Below are 18,862 nucleotides of genomic sequence, written 5' to 3' on the forward strand. Positions count from 1 at the left end.
AAGAGGCTGCAGCCGCGTTGCTGACGGCACCATCGACGGGGATGAACGAGCACTCTCGCCGGGAAGTGATCAGCCATCGGTGGGGCCGCCTCTTCAGAGGCGTTCGATGCGGTCGGCCTGCGGGCCCCGGTCGCTCTGACGCACCGCGTACCGGACCCGGTCACCCTTCTGCAGCGGCTCCGACCCCATGATCACGGACACGTGGGCGAAGAGATCGTCGCCGCCTGCGTCCGGGGTGATGAAGCCGAAGCCGCGGTCGCCGTCGTAGCGCGCGACGACGCCCTCGCCGCCTCGTACGGGCACGTCCCGCGCGGCCGGCCCTGCGGCCGCGGCAGGTGCCGACCGCTGCGGCGCCGTCTGGGGCTCGGTGCCCCGGACCAGGTGCACGTCGCGGGCCTGCGGGCCCTTGTCTCCACTAGCCATCTCGTAGGCGACGCGGTCGCCCTCCGCGAGCCACGTCAGCCCCTCGGCCAGGGCCCGGGCGTGAACGAAGATGTCCCCGGCGCCGGAGTCGGGGTTGATGAACCCGAAGCCCTTGTCCTCGTCGTACCAGGCCACCGTGCCGTCGGCACCGTCCGCGATACCAGCCGCAGCGGGTGAGCCGGCCCCTGCTCCCAGCGGGATCACGTGCCCGGCCTGCGGGCCGCGCTCGCCTTCGACGATCAGGAAGGCCACCCGCTGCCCCTCGGTGACCACGCCGCCGGTCACGATGGCGGAGCTGTGCAGGAAGATGTCGGCGCCGCCGCCGTCCGGCGACGCGAAGCCGTACCCCTTGCCCGGCTCGTACCAGTTGACGGTGCCGAGCAGGCCCACGGCGCTGCCGGTGGCCGCATCGGCGGTGACGCGAACGCGCAGCGCCTGGGGCCCTCGGTCGTTCTCGCCGACCTCGAACACGACGGCCTGACCCTCGCGGAGCATTTTCGCGCCGCCGTCCTCGACGATCTCGGAGGCGTGCACGAACACGTCCGGCGAGCCGTCCTCGGGCGCGAGGAAGCCGAAACCCCGTTCGGCGTCGAACCAACGGACGGTCCCTTGCGGCATCAAAGGCTCCAGGTCGAGAGGGCGGGCACTGGCCCCCAGTCTCTCTGACGGACTTCCGGTCCGTCGGGCCGGGCCCACAGGCGGGCGGTGCGGAGCCAGGGGCGGGCCGTTGGTTCACCTAGCGACACGCCGAGTTTTGAGACCAGGTCTAAATCTGCATGGGGTCGATGTCGCAGTTGGCGCGGTGGTTGAACTGGGCGTTGTTGGTCGCGGGGTGCTTGGGCCCGAGTACCCCGCGCAGCCGTTCGACGGCGCGGTGCTGCGTGGTGGCGGCCTCGTCGTTCCGGTTCAGGCCACGCAGGTCCAGAGCGAGGTTGACCTGCAACGCCAGCGATGACGGGTGGTCCTCGCCGAGGACGCGGTTCGACCGCTCCAGTGTCTCCTGGTTGAGCGCGTACGCGGCGTCGACCTGGTCGGAGGCGGCGAGGTCGCTGGCCAGGTTGGTCGCGCAGACCAGGGTGAACGGGTGGTCGACCCCCAGGGACTCACGCATGTCGGTCAGTGCCTGCTCGTTGAGGGCCCGCGCCTGGTCGACCATGCCGAGCAGTCGCAACGTCACCGCGAGGTTGGTGGCCGCCGCGGAGCTGAACGGGTGCTTGTGGCCCCATGTCTGCTCGTAGAGATCCTTGACGTGCTCGCCGATCCGCCGTGCCTCGATGAGGTTGCCGTCCTGGCGGTGCTCGATGGACAGCTCCATCAGCGCGGACATTGTGTCCGGGTGTTTCTCGCCGTACTTGGCGGTCAGTGCCTCGGACGCCTCGGTGGCCAGGTTCAGCGACTTGCGGTTGGCGTGGTCGCCTGCCTTGCGGTACGCGATGGCGAGGTTCTTGATCGCGGACAGCGTCATCGGGTGCCGGTCACTCAACTGAGCGCGCATCCGGCGCACGGTGTCTTCCTGCTCGCTGCGTGCACCCAGGTAGTCGCCGGTCTCGCGGAGGTCGACCGACCAGTTGTCCAGCGTCAGCAACGTGTGCCGGTGATCCGCGCCGAGCACGGACTGCTTGTGGCGCCAGGTCTGTTCGTCTAGGTCGCGCGCACCCACGAAGTCGCCGACGAGACGCAGGCTGAGCGCGTAGTTGTTGGCGGCGGCCAGCGTGTCAGGGTCTTCTTCGCCGAACCTCTCCAGTGCGGCCTGATAGGCGAACTCGTTCACTTCCTTGGCACGCTGGAAATCGCCCTTCGCGCGCAGGTCCGACGCGACGCCGTGCATGGTCAGCAACGTTTCCTCGTGCGTGGCGCCCAGCGTCTCCCGCATGAAGTCAAGGGTGCGTTCCGCGACGACCCGACTCTCGTCGTACCGCCCGAGCGCGCGCAGTGTGCGCCCCCACCATCGCGAGATCACCAGGGTGTCCCGGTGCTTCTCGCCGAGCTTCTCGTGCCAGTACTTGGCGTGCGATTTCGCCATGTCGAGCGCACCGGCCGGGTCACCGAACGCGAACAGGTAGTTGACGGCGTTGATCGCGAGCTTTCGTACCCATTTGTCGGTGCAGTCACGGGCGTTGGCGGCACGGATGTGCGGCAGCAGCGCGCCGTAGGTGTCCCAGTTCTCGACGTTGTCCGGCGACCGAGGGTCCTTGTTGGCGAGCAGCAGGTGCGCGGTGTGCCGCACGCGTTCCTGCTGCTCCGGGTTGAGTTTGTTGCGCAACACCAACTGAACCAGGCGATGCAGAGTCAGAGTGTTGGTGCGGTGGTCGATCTTGGCCAGGCTGTACCGGTTGATTTCCCGGATGGCCCGCGCCAGCACGATCGGGTCCGCGAGGATCTGCTCGAGATCCTCGGAGACCGGAATGTTCTGCGCGCCGGAGAAAAGGTCCTTGGAAATAGGCTCCGGTGAGAAGAACGCACACACCTCGAGCAGTTCCAGCGCGCCGGGGTTCTCCTCGCGCAACCTGTCCAGCGAGACGTTCCACGCGGCCTCGACGGCGACGTCGTAGTCGGCGGGAGCCCGCGATTCGAGCAGTTCGGCGCGCTTGTCCTCGAACAGCCGCAGGTACTCGTCCACCGCCATGCCGGTCTCTGCCCGCCAGGCGGCCGCCTGCTCGATGGCGAGCGGCAGGTCGCCGAGCACGGCGGCGAGGCGGTCGGCGTCCTCATTGAGGAGGTCGTTATTGCGGCGCTGCAACAGTTCGCGGCTCTCCGCACGACGGAAGACGTCGACCTCGACGGTCTGCGCGACCTCGGCCCACTGCGAGTTCCGCGAGGTCACGATGATGTGGCCCTCGCCCCGGCGCGGCCAGAAGTCACGGACGTCGGCTGGGTCGTCGGCGTTGTCGAACACCAGCAGCCAGCGGCGGTGCGTGTCGGTGCTCAGCGCGTCGAGCACGGCGGGCACCGCGGTGTCGATCGACATTTCGACGGGGAGTTCGAGACGTTGCGCGAGTTTGACCAGCGAGGCCTGGATCTCCGAGAGGTTCTCGGACGGAATCCACCAGACCAGATCGTATTCCGCCGCATACCGGTAAACGAACTCGACCGCGATCTGCGATTTCCCGATACCGCCCATACCTTGCAGGGCATGTGGTAAAACCGAGATCCTCGTGGACTTGGCCAGAGTGGCGTGCAAAGCGTCCAGCAGGTCCTTGCGGCCGATGAAGTTGACGTTACGGAGCGGAACGCCGCCCCACACTGACGGTTGACGCTTGTGGGACCGGGGGAGTTCGGTGCCGGTTTCCGAACTTAGCGTTGTCACGGGCACCCCTGGTGATAGAGTAGGTTTGACATCGGGCCCGAAAGCTATCACCTTGCCCGCGCCCTTCAGTGCGGCGGTGAGGTGATGAGCTTGGCGTCTGTACGGTCCGGACAATGCAAGCAGCACATCTCGCATCACCGCGAGAAGTGGCGCGTTTCGCTCAGTGACTTTCGGCAAGGTAATTCGATCCGGTTGGGCAATTACGTTCCTCAAGTCCGAAAGGCTGGGCTCGTCGCGTCCGAGCACGTCTTCCACAACCCGCTGAACGTGGGCGGTCTCGTCCCGGGTCACCGTAGCGAGCAGACGTCTTCGGACGCCACTTCGGAAGTCGAATTCAACCGACGTGGCGACACTTTCGTGTGACGAAGTCACTCGGCGTATCAGGCCGCTCAAGAACACCTCGGCGAGGTTCCAGGTGTCGGAACTGGGCAACAACGTGCCATGGATAGCCCGGATGACCGATCTGTTCAGGGGCGCCGCGGCCAGCAGCCCCGCGAGGCGTGCCCCTTCCGGGGAGGCGGTCGACCAGAACCGCTCAAGCCGGTCGACCGCGGGCGTGTCGTCGGGGACGGGAATCTCGTCCTCGTCGGCCGGTGGCACCAGTACCGGCAACCGGACCTCGTTCGCGCCGGCCACCAATTCGGCCCAACGCCGGAGATAACGCGCCTCGAGCGCAAGCACCGGAATTCCGTTGGTCGTGACGGGCGGCATTCCCCGAAGTTTCCTTGGCTCGACTCGAACGCCGGTCCAATCCCACTTGTCGACGGGCAGCACATGGACGAAGGCGACGTGACAGGTTCGTGCCCACCTTGCCATGACCGAGAACATCGAGCCGGTCCGCCACGCATTTCCAACGCCATCGGAGATCACCAGGATCAGTTTTCGCCCGGTCGGATCCGCGAACCGTGCCGGCGTGCACGCCGCACCCGCCCCGGTCCGCAACGAGGTGACGTGCTTGTCGTCCGTGTCAACGTAAACCGTGGTCACATCGGAGAACGCGCCCTGCCGCTCGATCAGATGCCGGAACGCGGTCGCTGTCCGCGTCCAGATCTCCATCGACAGGCTGCGATCGATCACGAGGAGAACCTCGTACGGCTGGACGTTCGTGGCGCGATGGACGGGGAGCCAGCGACCCGATTCCGCGGCGGCGACGGCCGTCTCCTCCTCGTCAAGCTCGACGTCGAGCCGGGACGGGACCTGACGTTGCGCGGGGCGCAGTGCCTTCGACAGCCCGGCGGGCAGATCGGGCAGCAGCGAACGGGTAGGGGGCGCCGGTGCCGATGACGGCGGACTTTGCCGTTCTTCGAGGGAATTCAGTTGGACACCCCTGGCGAGCACCGCGTACGCCGGAGGTGGTTCCTCGACGTCGGGAGGCGTTCGCGGTGGTGACGTATGCGTGGGTGGCTGGGAACGGGTTTCCGGTGCGGGCGGAGTGAGGGGTGCGGTGCCGTCGGTGCGCGATTCGGACGCGGCCGCCGATATCCGCGCGGCAAGCCACACCGCGTCGGACACTTCGTCCGCGCTCAGCTCACGTGTGCTGAGGCGGTCGGCGGCATCGGTCATCCGTCAGTCCATCCCACTCACAATGAGTCGCTGCCACAGCGTGTTTCGCAACAGCTCCCAGTTCTCATCCTGCTGGTAGGCGTTGGAGGTCGCCAGGTGCATCGCGTTGAGCAGCTGGTCATTGGCCAGACCACCCTCCCGCTCGCTGATCGTGAGGAACTCCCGAATGAGGTCCTGCCCCCTCTGAGGTACCTCACGGAAATGGGCTGCCACCATACCGACCAACTGCTCGAGGTCCGGCTGGGGCATCTCCAGTCGCAGACAACGACGGAGAAAGGCCGGGGGGAAATCACGTTCCCCGTTGCTCGTGACCACCACGACCGGGAATGACCGGCAGCGCACATGACCTTCGCGCACCGTGGCGCGACCACCGCGATCGTGCGTGAAGACGGTGACGTCCGGCTGGGTCGCCGCGATCCGGCTCAGAGGCTGGATCTCGTACTCCCCGTCCTCGAAGACCGCAAGAAGATCGTTGGGCAGATGGATGTCCGACTTGTCGAGCTCGTCGATGAGGAGGACGCGCGGCCGTTCGTAGGGCAGTAGTGCGGTGCCGAGCGGACCGAGCCGGACGAAGTCCCCGGCACCGGCGTTCTCCTCAGCCGCCGCAGCCTGCACCCGCCCGATCGCGTCGTATTCCCACAGACCGTCGCGGGAAATCGTGCGGCTGCTGATCGACCACCGCAGAACGGGTCCCAGTGCGAGCTCCCTGGCTATGCGGTACGCGAGACTCGATTTACCGGTGCCCGGATTTCCCGTGACCAGAATCGGCCGCCGCAGGTAGAGCGCGGCGTTCACGGTCAGGATTTCCCGCACGGATGCCTGCTTCGCCGCGATCGGCGACGGTACTCCGATGCGCCGCAGGAACTCGGTGTCCGATACCGGCGGGATGGGTAGCGGCGGCCCGCCGTCGAAGGTCCGCCAGCTGGGCGGCGCCGGCAGCTCGGGAATCTCCGCGTCGCCCTCGGGCGGCAGGCCGTGACCGCGGTAGATCCACCAGGCGGTCGACTCGGCGGCGGACGTCATAGGGATACCTCCTCGGTGGGAGCGCCGGGTGGGTCGACGGGCTCCACGGGGCGATCGGGGTCGTCCCAGAGCAAGGTCGTCCGGCTGCCGACGTGCCCGTTCGGGCGCGCGGTCTGCTTTGCCTCACTCCGTACCAGTTGCAGGCTTTCGATCAGTTTCGGCAGCGCGTCCCGCAGCTCCTTGAACTTGGCCTCGAAGGCCGCGCGGCCGCCGTCCGTGCGGCTCCACAGCATCACGGGCACCCCGGCACGCAGGCCGACGACGACCTCACCGGGCTGCTCCTCATCCGGCGCGGAACGCAGGACCAGTGCCACCACGTCCTTGCTGACCGCCAGTTTCGCGTCCAGGGCGGTGAGCTGGCGTGCTTTGGCCACATCACTCCACAGCCAGTGTTCTTCGAAGGTGCCGGACTCGTCCGACGCCGTGGTGAGGGCTTCCCACCGGCGCCGCCATTCGCGATGCCATTTCGGTGACCGTGCCCGGTCGAGGCTGCGTACCACCAACTGGTAGTGGACGCCCAGCGTGCGCGGTACCGGGCTGTCGACGTCCACCTCCCACTGGTCGACCGGAAGACTGATCAGCGAAAAAGGGAGGACGAACTCGATCCGGATCGTCTTCGCCAGCCTTGCCCAGCCCGATTCCGCGTCGTCGACCAGCGAGGACACGTATTGCCGCACCACGGTCAGGTCGCCGGTGACGGTCCCGCCGCGCTGCGGCCGCCATTCGTCGGGGTTGTTCTGCCGCCAGTGTGTGACCGAGAACAGGTCGCCATCGAGGTGGTCCGGTTCGATCCGGATCACGATGTAGGCGATCGCCTCCCGTAACGGCGTCGGTTCCCGCAGCTGGCTCTGCCGGATCTTCCGCAGCTGATCGGTCAGTCCGGCGCGCCCTGCCTGGCGGTCGTTCCAGCCCCGCAGCCGCTCCCCGCGATGGTCGTCGAGGTAGGCGGCGAGCAGTTCGACGAAGAACAACAGCGGTGGCACCTCGTCCGGGCCCGCGTTCAGCTGTTCGAGTGTGGCGAGCGCTTCCGCGGGATACTGCTCGTCGGCCACGAGCACCGCGGCGGGACCGGCCGCGGCACGGACGAAGTCGGTCAGCCGGTCACTGGGGTCTTCTTCGAGGAAGGTCAGCAGTTCCTTGCGGTCGTCCTCGCCGACCAGTTCGAGCGCTGTCATGTCGTCGACCGCGCCGCGTGCTTGTTGTACGGGGATCGAGTTCGGTTCCATCTGCTCGACGGCGTCCATGAACGCGCCGAGGGCGCGCGGGTGGCGCCTGCACGCCTGGACGATGGCGATCAGGTGCGTGCGGGTGGAGGGGAACTCCTCGACCACGAGGCTGAAGCCGATGCGGTCGACCATCAGGTCGAGGCATAACCGCCTGCTCGCCGGGTCACGCAGCGACGGGATCTGCTCCAGCCGGTCGATGAGCAAGGTCAGCGACGCCGAGTAGCTCTGACCCCCCGACGCTGTCACCCGCGCTCCCTCCGTGCCGAACCTCATGGGATACCCCAAGCTTGAGGCCCCGGACAACCATTGTCAGCCAGACGGCCCAGTAAAACGTGACGTTTCATGGACGATTTCGTCCGACAGCACGTCAGTTCCCCTCGGGCAGCGCCGCTGGGCGAGGTACGTGGTCATCGACGACACACTGATCCCGATCGACCGTGTCGCGGCGGACGGGCACCGACGACACGTCCATTGACTGCGTGGTGACCGGGTAATATCGCAGCAGAGACCGACTGGAGTAGCGCGATGACCGACCGCGGTAACAAAGTCAGCATTGGCGGCGACGTCGCAGGCAACTTCGTGATTGGCGACCACAACAGTATCGGTCCGTCGTCGGAGGGTCGCGCTGCTGACAAGGCCGCCGTGCCCAGGTTGTTCGTCAGCTACCGAATCGACGACAGTGTCTACGCCGCGGCGGCCATCGCTGACCAGCTGACCAAGGTTTTCGGGGCCGAGAACGTCTTTCGGGACCGGGACGCGTTGGCGTTGGGTGAGCTTTATCCGAAGAAGATCAGGCGTGCGCTGGAACGATGCGACATCGTCCTGGCGGTGGTGGGGCCGTCGTGGCTGGATGTCAGGGACAGCGCCGGGCAACGTCGTCTCGACGACCCCGATGACTGGGTGCGGACCGAACTTCGCATGGCGTTCGACCGTGACATCCCAGTCGTTCCCGTGCTGTTGGACGGCACGCCGTTGCCGGACTTCGGTCAACTGCCCGCCGACATCACGGCGTTGACCCTGTCCACCTGCTGGCAGGTGCGGCACCAGAGCTTCGAATCCGATGTTCGAGGGCTGATCGACCGTCTGACCGCCCCGTAGGACTGCGACGCGGAGTCAACGGCGGCGGTTCGCGGCGTCCGGTGCTGGCGCGGCGCGCTCGGCGACCTTGTTTCGCACGCCTGCGACAAAGTTGCCGCCGACGCTCCCGCCGATCGTGACGTTGTTGTTGACGACCGTCGCCGCCTGCTCGTCGAACGAGGCGGGTGAGTAGCCTGCGGTCCGCATCATTCGGCTCACCGCCAGAACCAGTCGGCTCTCCATCATCTTCAGGTAGCGATCGATGTCGGAGAACTGGAAATAGTTGTCCACGTCCTGTGCCGCGGCCAGTTCGCGCAGGCTCGTCGCGACGCCGTAGCTGTCGGGATCCACCACGCCGGCATGCTGGCGTGCCGACCTGATGAACGAGATCGTGTGCGCGAATCGCGCCGGTATCGTGGCGGGCAGGCGAAGCAGGTCGGCCACCGCGCTCATGAGGGGCCGCGACAACGAGCGCGACATCGTGTCGATCTCGCGGTACGCCTTCTTGATCGGCCGCAGGACGCACGGCGTCCATTCGACGTACAAGGCGCCGGCGCCGACCGCGACATGCACGAACACCGACACCACGAGATCGCGATCCCACGTCTCGATCTCGTAGCACTGGTAGTACCTGGCCCATTCCACCGGCTCGACCTTGATCGACTGCACGCGTTCTGGGCGAAGCAGGGTGAACGGGGCGACCCCGGGATACTGCAGGAAGTCCGAGGAGGACGGGTCGTCGAGGTGATCGATGAGCTCGTCCACGGAGACGATCACCCGCTCGCCGATGTCGAGATGCCTGAGCCGCTGGCCCGGCGACAGCGTGATCGCACCGCGCAGCGACTCGATCTCCGCCCGGATTCCGGCGTACAGCGTGTCAGTGGTCAGCTCGGTCGAGGGTCTCTCGTCGGGGAGTTGCTCCAGGGGCACCGCGATCGACCACGGTTCCTCTGGATTGCCCGCGCCGACGAACGGCAGGTAGTCCCGATAGACGAGCAGCGGTGCCGGTTCGGCGTGCGTGGGCACCGGGGGCTCGTGTGGCGGCGGCGCGGCGACGGTGGCCCGAGGAGTGACGAAGCGCCGGAGCTGGGTCAGGAAAAGGTCGGGACTGTACTGGAAGAGCGCACGGTTGTGGGTCCGTGCCAGCGTGGCGGTGACCTGCCTGGGCCAGAACCGCTCATTGAGGTGCTTCCACACCACGAGGCGGTCGGCCAGCAACACGGTGAGCAATGCCGCGACACCCAGCACGGTGAGAACGATGTCGACGATCACCTCGGCCCTGGAGGACGCCGGTTCGTAGGACGGTCTAGTGCCAAAGGAACTCGATACGTCCGACAGCAGTTCGTCGATCTCGGGCCAGATGATCACGGCCAGGGCGAGGACTACGACTCCTCCCACCGCGTACAGCGCGGGCTTGGCCGGTAGCCCTCGTTTCCGCAGAGCCTCTTTCATGGCGGGCACGCTGAAGGCGATGGCGAGCACGAGCCACATGGCCAGCAGGTTGAGGGGAGCGACGAACAGCATCCCGAACAGCACCACGATCAGGCCGATGTCGCGGAGCTTGCGTCGGGTCCTGGCGGCCACCGCCTCGCCCAGCACGGCGCCGGCATCGATGCCGGCCGATGGTGGCACCGGGCGGGTCTCCTCGACCAGGAACTCGCGGATCGCCTCGTTGGCGAACTCCTTGTCCAGGTGGGCCGCCGCGCACAGATAGCGCGTGGTGTCGTCCCGCGCCTCGGTCGATCGCACGGCCCGGCCCGGTCCGTAGTGGTGCGTCATGCGACTCGCGTCGGGAGCAACTGGCGGTGGTGTTCCCTGCGTTGTCATGGTTGGCCTCACGGAGTCGCGTTGTCGAGCATGACGTCGAGGATCTCCTGGGCCTGTGGCCACTGGCCGACAGGCGCGGAGACGTAGACGAAGTATTCGTAGCCATGGGAAAGCCAGTAGACCGACCGCACGTGACGGCGAACGTCGTCCTTGGGGTCGTACTCGAACTCCCAGTCCACGGCGGACATCCCGCGCACCGACGACTGGTCGAGGCGGAGGCGGGAGTAGCCGGCACGATTCGCGGCGAACTGCTGTTCGTAGGTCGAATGGACCTGGTAGGTATCCAGCTCCGCTGTCGCGGAGCCGCCGTAGCGCAGCATCATCGACGCGCCTGTCGGGTCATCGGCCTGCATGGCGCCGGGACCGGTCGCGGTTTTGGTCGGCCACCCACTGGGAATATAGGTCGTCATGCCACCCGGTCCGCTGACCTGCTGGAATCCGTCCAGTGAACTTGCCGTTGGCTCGTCCGTCGGATACTCGCTCGTGTCGGTCTCGGATTCGACGAAGGTTTCCGTCTCGGTATTGATCTCCGGTCCGGCGTAGGTTTCCGTCACCGCGGTGAACGGGAAGTCCGAGGCCACCGAATCGGCATTGCCGGACGGCACATCCTGCACGAGAAGCAGCACGGTCACCACCGCGCCGCAGACCATGATGACCACACCCGCGGCGGCGAGTGCGAGCGTGCGCGAACTCGGTTGCGGATTCACTGCGGCTCCCGGAATTCAAGGGTTCGCGGAGATCTTCCGAGCCGCGCATTTCGCGGCACGGGCCTCACACCGCAGGGGTCGCCAGCGCGCCACAAATCGTTTCGTAAATCCGAAATATCACCCACAGCGGGTTTATGGACAAATTCTGGACACTCCTCAGTGGCCTTGGTGGTCGGCCGGCGCGCGAAGGAGGAGGTGCCCGAGACGAACCAGTCGATCAAGGGCGCGGACCTGACCTGGCCTGCCGGCTGACCCAGTGCCCCACTTCACCTTGACGGGGCACTGGGCCGCGTCCTGCTCTGATCTGTGTTCATCGATTGTGGCAGGCTCCCTGCGTGGGCGGCTTACTGTAGGAGGTCGAGCGTGAGGTCACTCGGGGACTCGGACCCGAGGCACGTCGGGCCGTACCGGTTGCTTGCCGGGCTTGACTCCGACGAGATGGGCCCGGTGCTGCTGGGTACCGGCCCGGACGGTCGGCTGGTCGCGATCAAGCTGGTCAACGCACACCTGGCCGCCGATGGCGGGTTCGGGCAGCGGTTGGCTCGCGAGGTGGCGGCGTTGCGCAACGTGCCTGGTGCCCAGGTCGTGGATGCCGATCCGGCTGGGACCTGGCTGGCTTCGGAGTTCGTGCCAGGGCCATCGCTGCGTGAGCTGATCGAGCGCGGTGTCCTGCTCGGCGACGACGCGTTACTGCTGTTGGCGGCCGGGCTGGTCGGCGCGTTGACCGGGACCCACCGGGCCGGTCTTGTGCACCGGGACCTGACGCCGGTGAACGTGCGGCTCACCGGGGACAGCGTGCGCGTGCTCGACTTCGGCGTCGCCAGGGCGCTTGACCGCGACGTCAGCCAGGTGGTCGGGGCCCCCGAGTTCATGTCGCCTGAGCAGGCGAGTGGGCAGCCGGTGACGGCGGCCAGCGACATCTTCTCGCTCGGCGTGGTGCTGCACCTGGCCGCCACGGGGCGTAGTCCGTTCGCGGGGGCGACCCGGGCTGAGACGTTGGCGCTGGTGGTGGCCGCTCAGCCGGAACTGTCCCCGTCGTTGCCATCGCGTGTCCGCCAGTTGATGGCCGCCTGCCTTGTCAAGGAACCGCTCCAACGTCCGACGCTGGAGCGATTACGTGCGATGATCGGGCCGATTCCGCCCGGTACGCACCCATGGCCTGCGCTGGTGCGGTCGATGATCTCCGAGCAGAACGCCGAGGTCGCGCGGCTACTCGGCTCCCCGGTCGGCGCTGGTCGGACCCATGTCGACGCGCCGACCACGCACATCGCTCCTGTCGTCATCGCCCCAGCGCCACCGCCGAGGAGAACGAGTTCGCCTCGCCGGGCCAAGCCTGATGCCGAGGGTTGGAGACCGGACACGTGGGCGGTCGTTTCCGGCGCGGCGGTCGTGCTGACCATCGTGTTCGCCATCGTCATGTTCAACGCACTCACGCCCGACCGGCCGATCAGGGCGAGCCAGCAGGAGACCTCGTCGGCCGCCCCGACCACCACGACCACGACCACGACCACCACCACGATCCCGACCACGACCACCACGACTCAGCAGGCCCTGTTCGGTCAGATCTCCGGGCTGGCTCAGAAGTGTGTGGACATCGCGGGTGCCAGCGCCGCCACCGGCACCCCCGTCAACCTCCAGACCTGCAACGCGACGAACGCCCAGCAGTGGGTGTTCTCCCCGGACGGCACCGTGCAGGGTCTCGGCAAGTGCCTCGACGTGGTCGGCGGCGGCACCACCGACGGCGCGAAGGTCCAGATCTCCGACTGCAACGGCACCGGGGCCCAGCTGTGGTCCGCCACCCCTCAGGGCTTGATCGTCAACGTCCAGTCCAACAAGTGCCTCGACGTTCCCGCCAGCGTGACCACCGACGGCACCCAGCTGACCATCTGGACCTGCCACGGTCAGGCCAACCAACTCTGGGTCGCACCCACCTGAGCGGCGTGCCTGCCGTCAGCCGACGCGGCGTAGCCCGGCTGGTTCGAGCGTGACCGCCAGGTCCAGTGGGCCCAGCTCGGCCGCTGTCCGGGAGAACTCGTCGGCCAGGCGGGCCGGGCGGCCCGCGCGGCGCACCAGGCCCCAGCTCATCGTCGGGCGTTCGTCGATCGGGACGTAGACCACGTCGGCGCGTTCCAGGTACTTGATGCCCTGCGCACACGCGAAGGCGACCCCGTCCCCGGACGTCACGGCCCACATCACCTCCTCGCGGGACCGCGGCGCCGGGCCGGGGTCCCGGACCGGGCTCACCGCCGACTCCCAGTAGTCGGGGATCGGCAGGCCGGACGGCAGGACGGTGTGCGCGGAAAGCTCGTCGAGGGCGACCGACGAGCGGGTGGCCAGTGGGTGAGCACGGCCGACCGCGAGCACGATCGGTTCGGTGAACGCCACCGGGCCGACCGTGAGGTCCGCTTCCTCGACCGGTAGCCAGAGGAGGGCGATGTCGACCTCCCGTTCGCGGAGCAGTGCGAACGGGTCGTCGATCCTCACCTCGCGCATCCGCAGGTCGACGTCCGGGTGCCGGCTTCGGAAGAGCGCGGTGATGGGGGAGATCTCCTGCCACATCGGGCCCAGCACGCCGAACGTCAGCACCTCCCGCCCGCCGCGGGCGGAGTCGCGCGCGGACTCCACGCCGTCGAGGATCCGCCGGTAGCCCGCCAGCAGGTCGTCCCGGAGCTGTTCGCCGAGCGGGGTGAGCGTGACCTTGCGGCTGGTGCGCTCGAACAGCGGCGCGCCGATCCGCCGTTCCTGCTTGGCGATCGCCTGGCTCACGCGGGGTGGGGAGATGTGCAGCTTCTCCGCGGTGCGGCCGAAGTGCAGCTCGTCGGCGAGGGTCAGGAAGATCTCGATGTCACGTAGCTCCACGTCGCCATCGTCGTCATCGTTAACCGAGGGCGCAACCGGCGTTTCGTGACTGCTCGTTGTTCGCCGGTGCGCCCGGCGGCAGGGTTTGAGTCAGACAGAACACCAGCTCAGACCGGCTAGGAGCACAACGATGCAACCTCGGATCCAGAACCCCGCCCAGCTCGTCGACGGTGCGATGACCGCGATCTTCGGGCTGACCAAGTCGATCCAGAAGACCGACGTGCCGGAGACCACGCTCGGGCTCGTGCACCTGCGTGCCAGCCAGATCAACGGCTGCAGCCCCTGTGTGGACGGTGGCGTCAAGACCGCCAAGAAGCACGGTGAGACCGACGAGCGGCTGCACGCCGTGGCGGCCTGGCGGGAGATGCCGTACTTCACCGACGCCGAGCGGGCCGCGCTGGCCCTGGCCGAGAACGTGACCCGCCTGGCCGACCGGTCCGACCCCGTGCCGGACGACGTGTGGGACGAGGCCGCCAAGCACTACGACGAGCCCGGGCTGGCCGCGCTCGTCCTCTACATCGCCACGACGAACCTGTTCAACCGCCTGAACGCGTCCACCCGGCAGATCGCCGGCGCCTGGGGCTGAGAGAGAAACGGTGCTACTCATGGCAGTCGTACGAACACACCACTACACCGTCGAGACCGGCAAGCTGGCCTCGCTGCTCGAACAGCGCTCGACGTTGATCCAGGGCATCCGGTCGGCGAACCCGGCGTTCACCGAGGCCACGCTGATCCGCCAGGACGACGGGTCCTACCTCGACATCTGGCGCTGGGAGTCGGCCGAGGCGATGCGGGACGCGGCAGCGGCGGCGCAGAACTTCCCGCTGGTCGGCGCGACCATGGCCCTGACCACCGGCCACTCCGTTGTGGACGGTGAGGTGCTCGACCAGCGGTAGTCCCCGCCGCGGTGCGGGGCTCCTCGGACCGATCAGGAATCGAGAAGCACCCGCACCCGGCACCCCCTAGCGTGACGCCACGGACATCATGCGGAGGTCGACATGACAGACAAACCGAAGGCAGGGCCTTTCTCCCGGTGGATGCAGCAGAAAGATGAACGCCCGCATGGCTCGCAAGATCCGGCGTGGCCGCGGCGAGTTCATGGGCATGGACGTACTGATCCTGAACACGGTCGGTCGCCGGTCCGGGCAGTCGAGGGAGACGCCGGTGGCGTGGTTCGCCGATGGTGACGACACCAGGCTGATCGTCGCGTCCGGCGGCGGGAGCAGGCACCCGGACTGGCACGCCAACCTGATGGCGCACCCCGGCCGGGCGTCGATCGAACTGCCCGGCGGGGACGCCGTCCAGGTGGCGCCGCACGTGCTCGACGGTGCCGACCGCGAGGAGGCATGGCAGCGCATCGCCGCCGCACAGCCCCGTCTGGCCAAGTACCAGAGCAAGTCCGAGCGGAAGTACCCGGTCATCCGGCTCACCCCGCGGTGAGCATTGTGCGGTACGGGTACCGCTGGTGGCCTAAAAGGACACTCGTTCGACGCTGTCGGTGCGTAGGACTGACTGCTGGTCGAACTGTTCCTTGTAGTCGGTGCGGATTTCCTCCAGTTCGCGGTTCGCGTGCCGGTCGCTGAACGGGTACAGGATGATCAGGACGTACGAGTCCTCCTTGCCGCCCAACCACTGGCCATGTGCCTCGAGCCACGTGAGGCCGTCCGGGAACGCGGGGGTGACCTCCTTGTCCAGGAACAGCTCGAACTCGGCCGGGGTGATGGGGGTGCCGTCCTGGAGGCTGCCGCCGAAGTACAGCTCCGTGCGCTTGTAGGCCTCGCCCGGTGTGGGGGCGGGCGAGGCCGCGCCCCTTGCGTCCGAGGCCGCCGTCGTCGTCGCGCCTGCTGCTGTCAAACCGAGGAACAGTGCGGCCAGCATCCCGGCAACCGCGGTGCGTCGTGTCGTCATGGAAGACATCCAAGCCGCGCCCGGTGACTTCGCACAGTGTGTCCCACCCGGCGGTTACTGTCTTGTCCGTGAGAGCAGAAGGCACCTTCACCACGCACGAGTTCACCGCCATCGACACCACGCCCGCGTTCGAGGTGCGCACCGGCACCGAGGTCGGGATCGCGACCATGGAGAAGCGGTACGCAGGCAAGGTGGACGGGCGGTCGGCCACCTACTTCACCGCCGCATACGACCAGGCCACCGGTATCGGCACCTATGTGGCCATGGAGTCCTTCGACGGGTCCCTCGACGGCGTCGCGGGCACGTTCAACTTCGCGCACCTCGCGTCCACCCTCGGCGGCGACCGGGTCGACGAGGCCTTCGTGATCGTCCCCGGCAGCGGGACCGGCGGGCTCACCGGCATCGGCGGGTCCGGTGGGCTCACCGTCGGCGCGGACGGCACACACCGGGTCTGGTTCGACTACACACTCGGGAAGTAGCGCCGCGCCAGGTCATCGTCGACACCCGAGCCGCTCGGGTGCGCCACTCACTTCGACTGCGGCAGCTTCACCGGTCCCTTCCTCGGCCGGGCGGCCGACGGCGGCGGCACCATCGGGCCGATATCCCCGTCCGGCGCCTCGTCCAGGTCGACCATCACCGGCGCGTGGTCGCTCGGGCCCGTGCCCTTGCGGGCGTGCCGGTCCACCCACGCCGCCCGCACCCGGCCCGCCAGCGGATCGGATGCGAGCACCAGGTCGATGCGCATGCCCAGGTTCTGGTGGAACATGCCCGCGCGGTAGTCCCAGTAGGTGAAGACCCGCTCGGCGGGCCACCGGTCCCGCACCACGTCACGTAAGCCAAGGTCGACCAGCGACGCCAGCGCGGCCCGCTCCGGCGCCGTGACGTGCGTCTGGCCGACGTAGGCCGCCGGGTCGAACACGTCCGCGTCCGCCGGCGCGATGTTCATGTCACCGCACAGCATCACCGCGTCCGGCCCCGAGGACACCACCTCGCGCAGCGCCGCCAGCCATGCCAGCTTGTACCGATAGTGGTCGGAGTCCGGCTCCCGCCCGTTCGGCACGTACAGCGAGTGCACCCGCACCCCGCCACAGGTCGCCGCGACCGCCCGTGCCTCCTGGTGCGGGAACCCGGGTGCGCCCGCCATCCCGACCGTCACGTCGTCGAGGCCGACCTTCGACAGGATCGCCACACCGTTCCACCCGGGCTCGCCCGCCACCGCGAACTCGTACCCGCGCTCAGCAAGTGGCGCGCTGAGCAGCTCGCCGAACGCCTCGCCCGCCACCTTGGTCTCCTGCAGGCACACCACGTCCGGCTGCCGCTGGTCCAGCCAGGGCAGCAGCCTCGGCATCCGCTGCTTGACGGAGTTCACGTTCCATGTCGTCACTCGCACGCCACAGAACCTAGACCCAGCCACCGACAATTCGCCGCGCCGCGCGTTCGTCCCTGTGCGTCCTCAGGCCGTTGACCTCGGCTTACGTCTTGATCTCCTCGGTGGTGTCGGTGATGCTCAGCAACACGTCGGATGACCGGCGGCCGGGTTCGACACCGAGGACGGAAACTTGAACGAGCCACGCAGCCGGTGGTCCATGATCGTGGTGTTCGCGCTCCTCGGGGCCGTTACGCAGGTCCTGTGGGTCACCTTCGCGCCCGTCACCGACGCGGCGGGCCGGTACTACGACGTCGGCGACGGGGCCATCGGCTGGCTCGCCAACGTGTTCCCGCTGCTCTACGTGGTGCTCGCGATCCCGGCCGGGATCGTGCTCGACCGGCGGTTCCGCGGCGGGCTCGCCGCCGGGGCGCTGCTCACCGCCGCGGGCGCGATCATCCGGATCCTGGGCGACACCTATGCGTTCGCGCTGGCCGGTCAGCTTGTCGTGGCCGTCGCGCAGCCGCTGGTGCTCAACGCCATCACCGGGGTCGCCGGGCGCTACCTCGCCGAGCGGGACCGGTCGACCGGCATCGCCATCGGGTCGGCCAGCACGTTCGCCGGGCTGATCGTCGGGTTCGGGCTTGGGGCCGTGTTCACCGAGGACATCCCCACCCTGCTGCTGGTGCAGGCGGTGCTGGCGGTCGTCGCGGCGGTCGCCGTGCTGTCGGTCCTGCGGACACCCGCCGAGCACCGGACCGAGACGGCTCCCGCCGGGCTGGGTGCGTTGCGGATCGCGTGGGGCGACCCGTTCATCCGGCGGCTGTGCGCGCTGGTGTTCGTGCCGTTCGGGGTGTTCGTCGCCATGTCGACGTTCGCGCAGCCGCTGCTCGAGCCCGCCGGTGTGCCGGAGGAGACGGCCGGGCTGATCCTCATCGCGAACGTGGTGGCCGGGGTGGTCGGGTGTGCCGTGGTGCCGGTCTGGGCGAGCCGCCGGGGGCGTGAGCTGGCCGTGTTGACCACGTCGTTGCTGGTCACGGCCGTCGCGTGCGTGGTGCTGGCGCTCGTGCCGGGGGTGGTGACCGGGTTCGTGGCGCTGGCGCTGATCGGGTTCGGGCTGCTGCCGGCGCTGCCGATCGTCCTGGAGCTGACCGAGCGGCGGGCCGGTCGCAGCGAGGGCACGGCCGCCGGGCTGATGTGGCTCGCGGGCAACCTCGGCGGGCTGGTCGTCGCGGCCGCGGTCGGGGTGCTCGTCGGCGAGCCGCTGCTCGCGTTCCTGTTGCTCGCTGTGCTGAGCCTGTTGACGTTGCCTCTTCTGCGGTCCTTCAGCCGGGTGAATACGTCCGAGTCAGCGCAGCCACCGACGTCGTGATCCGGTCCCGCAGCGCGGCAGGCGCCGCGGTTTCAGTCCGAGGTCCCGAACCGCAGACTCGCGGGTCCCGAACCGTGGACTCGCGGGTCCCGAACCGTGGACTCGCGGGTTCTGAACCGTGGACTCGCGGGTTCTGAACCGTGGACTCGCGGGTTCTGAACCGTGGACTCGCGGGTTTTAGTACTCGTCGTGGAAGCGGAGGTC

Annotated in this window: 16 protein-coding genes; 7 read left to right on the plus strand and 9 right to left on the minus strand. The window is 68.1% G+C overall.

The window, feature by feature from the left end; all coding sequences use genetic code 11:
• Positions 1-93 precede the first annotated feature (93 nt).
• The 4 genes from WBA97_RS22465 to WBA97_RS22480 form a co-directional block, all read right to left on the minus strand.
• Complete coding sequence (locus WBA97_RS22465) at positions 94-1,041, minus strand: cold-shock protein (protein ID WP_424232862.1); 948 nt, start codon at positions 1,039-1,041, stop codon at positions 94-96.
• A 148-nt stretch (positions 1,042-1,189) separates the two neighbouring features.
• The gene (fxsT, locus tag WBA97_RS22470; protein WP_424232863.1) at positions 1,190-5,293 is read right to left on the minus strand and encodes an FxSxx-COOH system tetratricopeptide repeat protein; all 4,104 of its coding nucleotides are present in this window, start codon (positions 5,291-5,293) and stop codon (positions 1,190-1,192) included.
• 3 nt (positions 5,294-5,296) lie between these two features.
• Entirely contained in the window at positions 5,297-6,316 is a 1,020-nt protein-coding gene (locus WBA97_RS22475) for an AAA family ATPase (protein ID WP_424232864.1), read from the minus strand.
• Complete coding sequence (locus WBA97_RS22480; RefSeq protein WP_424232865.1) at positions 6,313-7,788, minus strand: effector-associated domain 2-containing protein; 1,476 nt, start codon at positions 7,786-7,788, stop codon at positions 6,313-6,315. Before WBA97_RS22480 ends, WBA97_RS22475 begins: the two co-directional genes overlap by 4 nt.
• Positions 7,789-8,067: 279 nt before the next feature.
• Here WBA97_RS22480 and WBA97_RS22485 point away from each other — a divergent pair, with 279 nt between their 5' ends.
• Positions 8,068-8,640 (plus strand): toll/interleukin-1 receptor domain-containing protein, encoded by a 573-nt coding sequence (locus WBA97_RS22485; protein ID WP_424232866.1) that lies wholly within the window; start codon positions 8,068-8,070, stop codon positions 8,638-8,640.
• A gap of 15 nt (positions 8,641-8,655) precedes the next feature.
• Here WBA97_RS22485 and WBA97_RS22490 read toward each other — a convergent pair whose 3' ends face one another.
• Positions 8,656-10,398, minus strand: coding sequence for a hypothetical protein (locus tag WBA97_RS22490; protein WP_424232867.1), 1,743 nt, complete (start codon positions 10,396-10,398; stop codon positions 8,656-8,658).
• Positions 10,399-10,454: 56 nt separating this feature from the next.
• Complete coding sequence (locus WBA97_RS22495; RefSeq protein ID WP_424232868.1) at positions 10,455-11,105, minus strand: hypothetical protein; 651 nt, start codon at positions 11,103-11,105, stop codon at positions 10,455-10,457.
• Between the two features lie 411 nt (positions 11,106-11,516).
• Here WBA97_RS22495 and WBA97_RS22500 point away from each other — a divergent pair, with 411 nt between their 5' ends.
• Positions 11,517-13,088: a protein kinase domain-containing protein gene (locus WBA97_RS22500; protein ID WP_424232869.1), complete on the plus strand. Its 1,572-nt coding sequence runs from the start codon at positions 11,517-11,519 to the stop codon at positions 13,086-13,088.
• A 15-nt stretch (positions 13,089-13,103) separates the two neighbouring features.
• Here WBA97_RS22500 and WBA97_RS22505 read toward each other — a convergent pair whose 3' ends face one another.
• Entirely contained in the window at positions 13,104-14,012 is a 909-nt protein-coding gene (locus WBA97_RS22505; RefSeq protein WP_424232870.1) for a LysR family transcriptional regulator, read from the minus strand.
• Between the two features lie 130 nt (positions 14,013-14,142).
• Here WBA97_RS22505 and WBA97_RS22510 point away from each other — a divergent pair, with 130 nt between their 5' ends.
• The 3 genes from WBA97_RS22510 to WBA97_RS22520 all read left to right on the plus strand — a co-directional run bounded on the left by WBA97_RS22510 (position 14,143) and on the right by WBA97_RS22520 (position 15,452).
• Positions 14,143-14,598 (plus strand): carboxymuconolactone decarboxylase family protein, encoded by a 456-nt coding sequence (locus WBA97_RS22510; RefSeq protein WP_424232871.1) that lies wholly within the window; start codon positions 14,143-14,145, stop codon positions 14,596-14,598.
• A gap of 19 nt (positions 14,599-14,617) precedes the next feature.
• Entirely contained in the window at positions 14,618-14,908 is a 291-nt protein-coding gene (locus WBA97_RS22515; protein WP_424232872.1) for a hypothetical protein, read from the plus strand.
• A gap of 166 nt (positions 14,909-15,074) precedes the next feature.
• A complete protein-coding gene (locus WBA97_RS22520; RefSeq protein WP_424232873.1) occupies positions 15,075-15,452 on the plus strand; it encodes a nitroreductase family deazaflavin-dependent oxidoreductase in 378 nt (125 codons plus the stop codon).
• 30 nt (positions 15,453-15,482) lie between these two features.
• Here WBA97_RS22520 and WBA97_RS22525 read toward each other — a convergent pair whose 3' ends face one another.
• Positions 15,483-15,920: a DUF3574 domain-containing protein gene (locus WBA97_RS22525; protein ID WP_424232874.1), complete on the minus strand. Its 438-nt coding sequence runs from the start codon at positions 15,918-15,920 to the stop codon at positions 15,483-15,485.
• Between the two features lie 68 nt (positions 15,921-15,988).
• Here WBA97_RS22525 and WBA97_RS22530 point away from each other — a divergent pair, with 68 nt between their 5' ends.
• Positions 15,989-16,399 carry a DUF3224 domain-containing protein gene (locus tag WBA97_RS22530; RefSeq protein ID WP_424232875.1) on the plus strand — a complete coding sequence of 137 codons (411 nt, stop codon included), beginning with the start codon at positions 15,989-15,991 and terminating at the stop codon, positions 16,397-16,399.
• A gap of 47 nt (positions 16,400-16,446) precedes the next feature.
• Here the strand turns inward: WBA97_RS22530 and WBA97_RS22535 are convergent, their stop codons facing one another.
• Positions 16,447-17,310, minus strand: a complete 864-nt coding sequence (locus tag WBA97_RS22535) for an exodeoxyribonuclease III (RefSeq protein ID WP_424232876.1) — start codon at positions 17,308-17,310, stop codon at positions 16,447-16,449.
• 169 nt (positions 17,311-17,479) lie between these two features.
• Here WBA97_RS22535 and WBA97_RS22540 point away from each other — a divergent pair, with 169 nt between their 5' ends.
• Positions 17,480-18,658, plus strand: a complete 1,179-nt coding sequence (locus WBA97_RS22540) for an MFS transporter (protein ID WP_424232877.1) — start codon at positions 17,480-17,482, stop codon at positions 18,656-18,658.
• Positions 18,659-18,862 lie beyond the last annotated feature (204 nt).

Origin of the sequence: Actinophytocola sp., assembly GCF_049647105.1 — a bacterium.
Taxonomy (GTDB): Bacteria; Actinomycetota; Actinomycetes; order Mycobacteriales; family Pseudonocardiaceae; genus Actinophytocola.

What these genes read in the sequence shown, in the direction of transcription:
- WBA97_RS22465 (WP_424232862.1), bottom strand. Translation starts at nt 1,041, where the DNA reads ATGCCGCAAGGGACCGTCCGTTGGTTCGACGCCGAACGGGGTTTCGGC.
- fxsT (WP_424232863.1), bottom strand. Translation starts at nt 5,293, where the DNA reads ATGACCGATGCCGCCGACCGCCTCAGCACACGTGAGCTGAGCGCGGAC.
- WBA97_RS22475 (WP_424232864.1), bottom strand. Translation starts at nt 6,316, where the DNA reads ATGACGTCCGCCGCCGAGTCGACCGCCTGGTGGATCTACCGCGGTCAC.
- WBA97_RS22485 (WP_424232866.1), top strand. Translation starts at nt 8,068, where the DNA reads ATGACCGACCGCGGTAACAAAGTCAGCATTGGCGGCGACGTCGCAGGC.
- WBA97_RS22490 (WP_424232867.1), bottom strand. Translation starts at nt 10,398, where the DNA reads ATGACGCACCACTACGGACCGGGCCGGGCCGTGCGATCGACCGAGGCG.
- WBA97_RS22510 (WP_424232871.1), top strand. Translation starts at nt 14,143, where the DNA reads ATGCAACCTCGGATCCAGAACCCCGCCCAGCTCGTCGACGGTGCGATG.
- WBA97_RS22515 (WP_424232872.1), top strand. Translation starts at nt 14,618, where the DNA reads ATGGCAGTCGTACGAACACACCACTACACCGTCGAGACCGGCAAGCTG.
- WBA97_RS22520 (WP_424232873.1), top strand. Translation starts at nt 15,075, where the DNA reads ATGGCTCGCAAGATCCGGCGTGGCCGCGGCGAGTTCATGGGCATGGAC.
- WBA97_RS22525 (WP_424232874.1), bottom strand. Translation starts at nt 15,920, where the DNA reads ATGACGACACGACGCACCGCGGTTGCCGGGATGCTGGCCGCACTGTTC.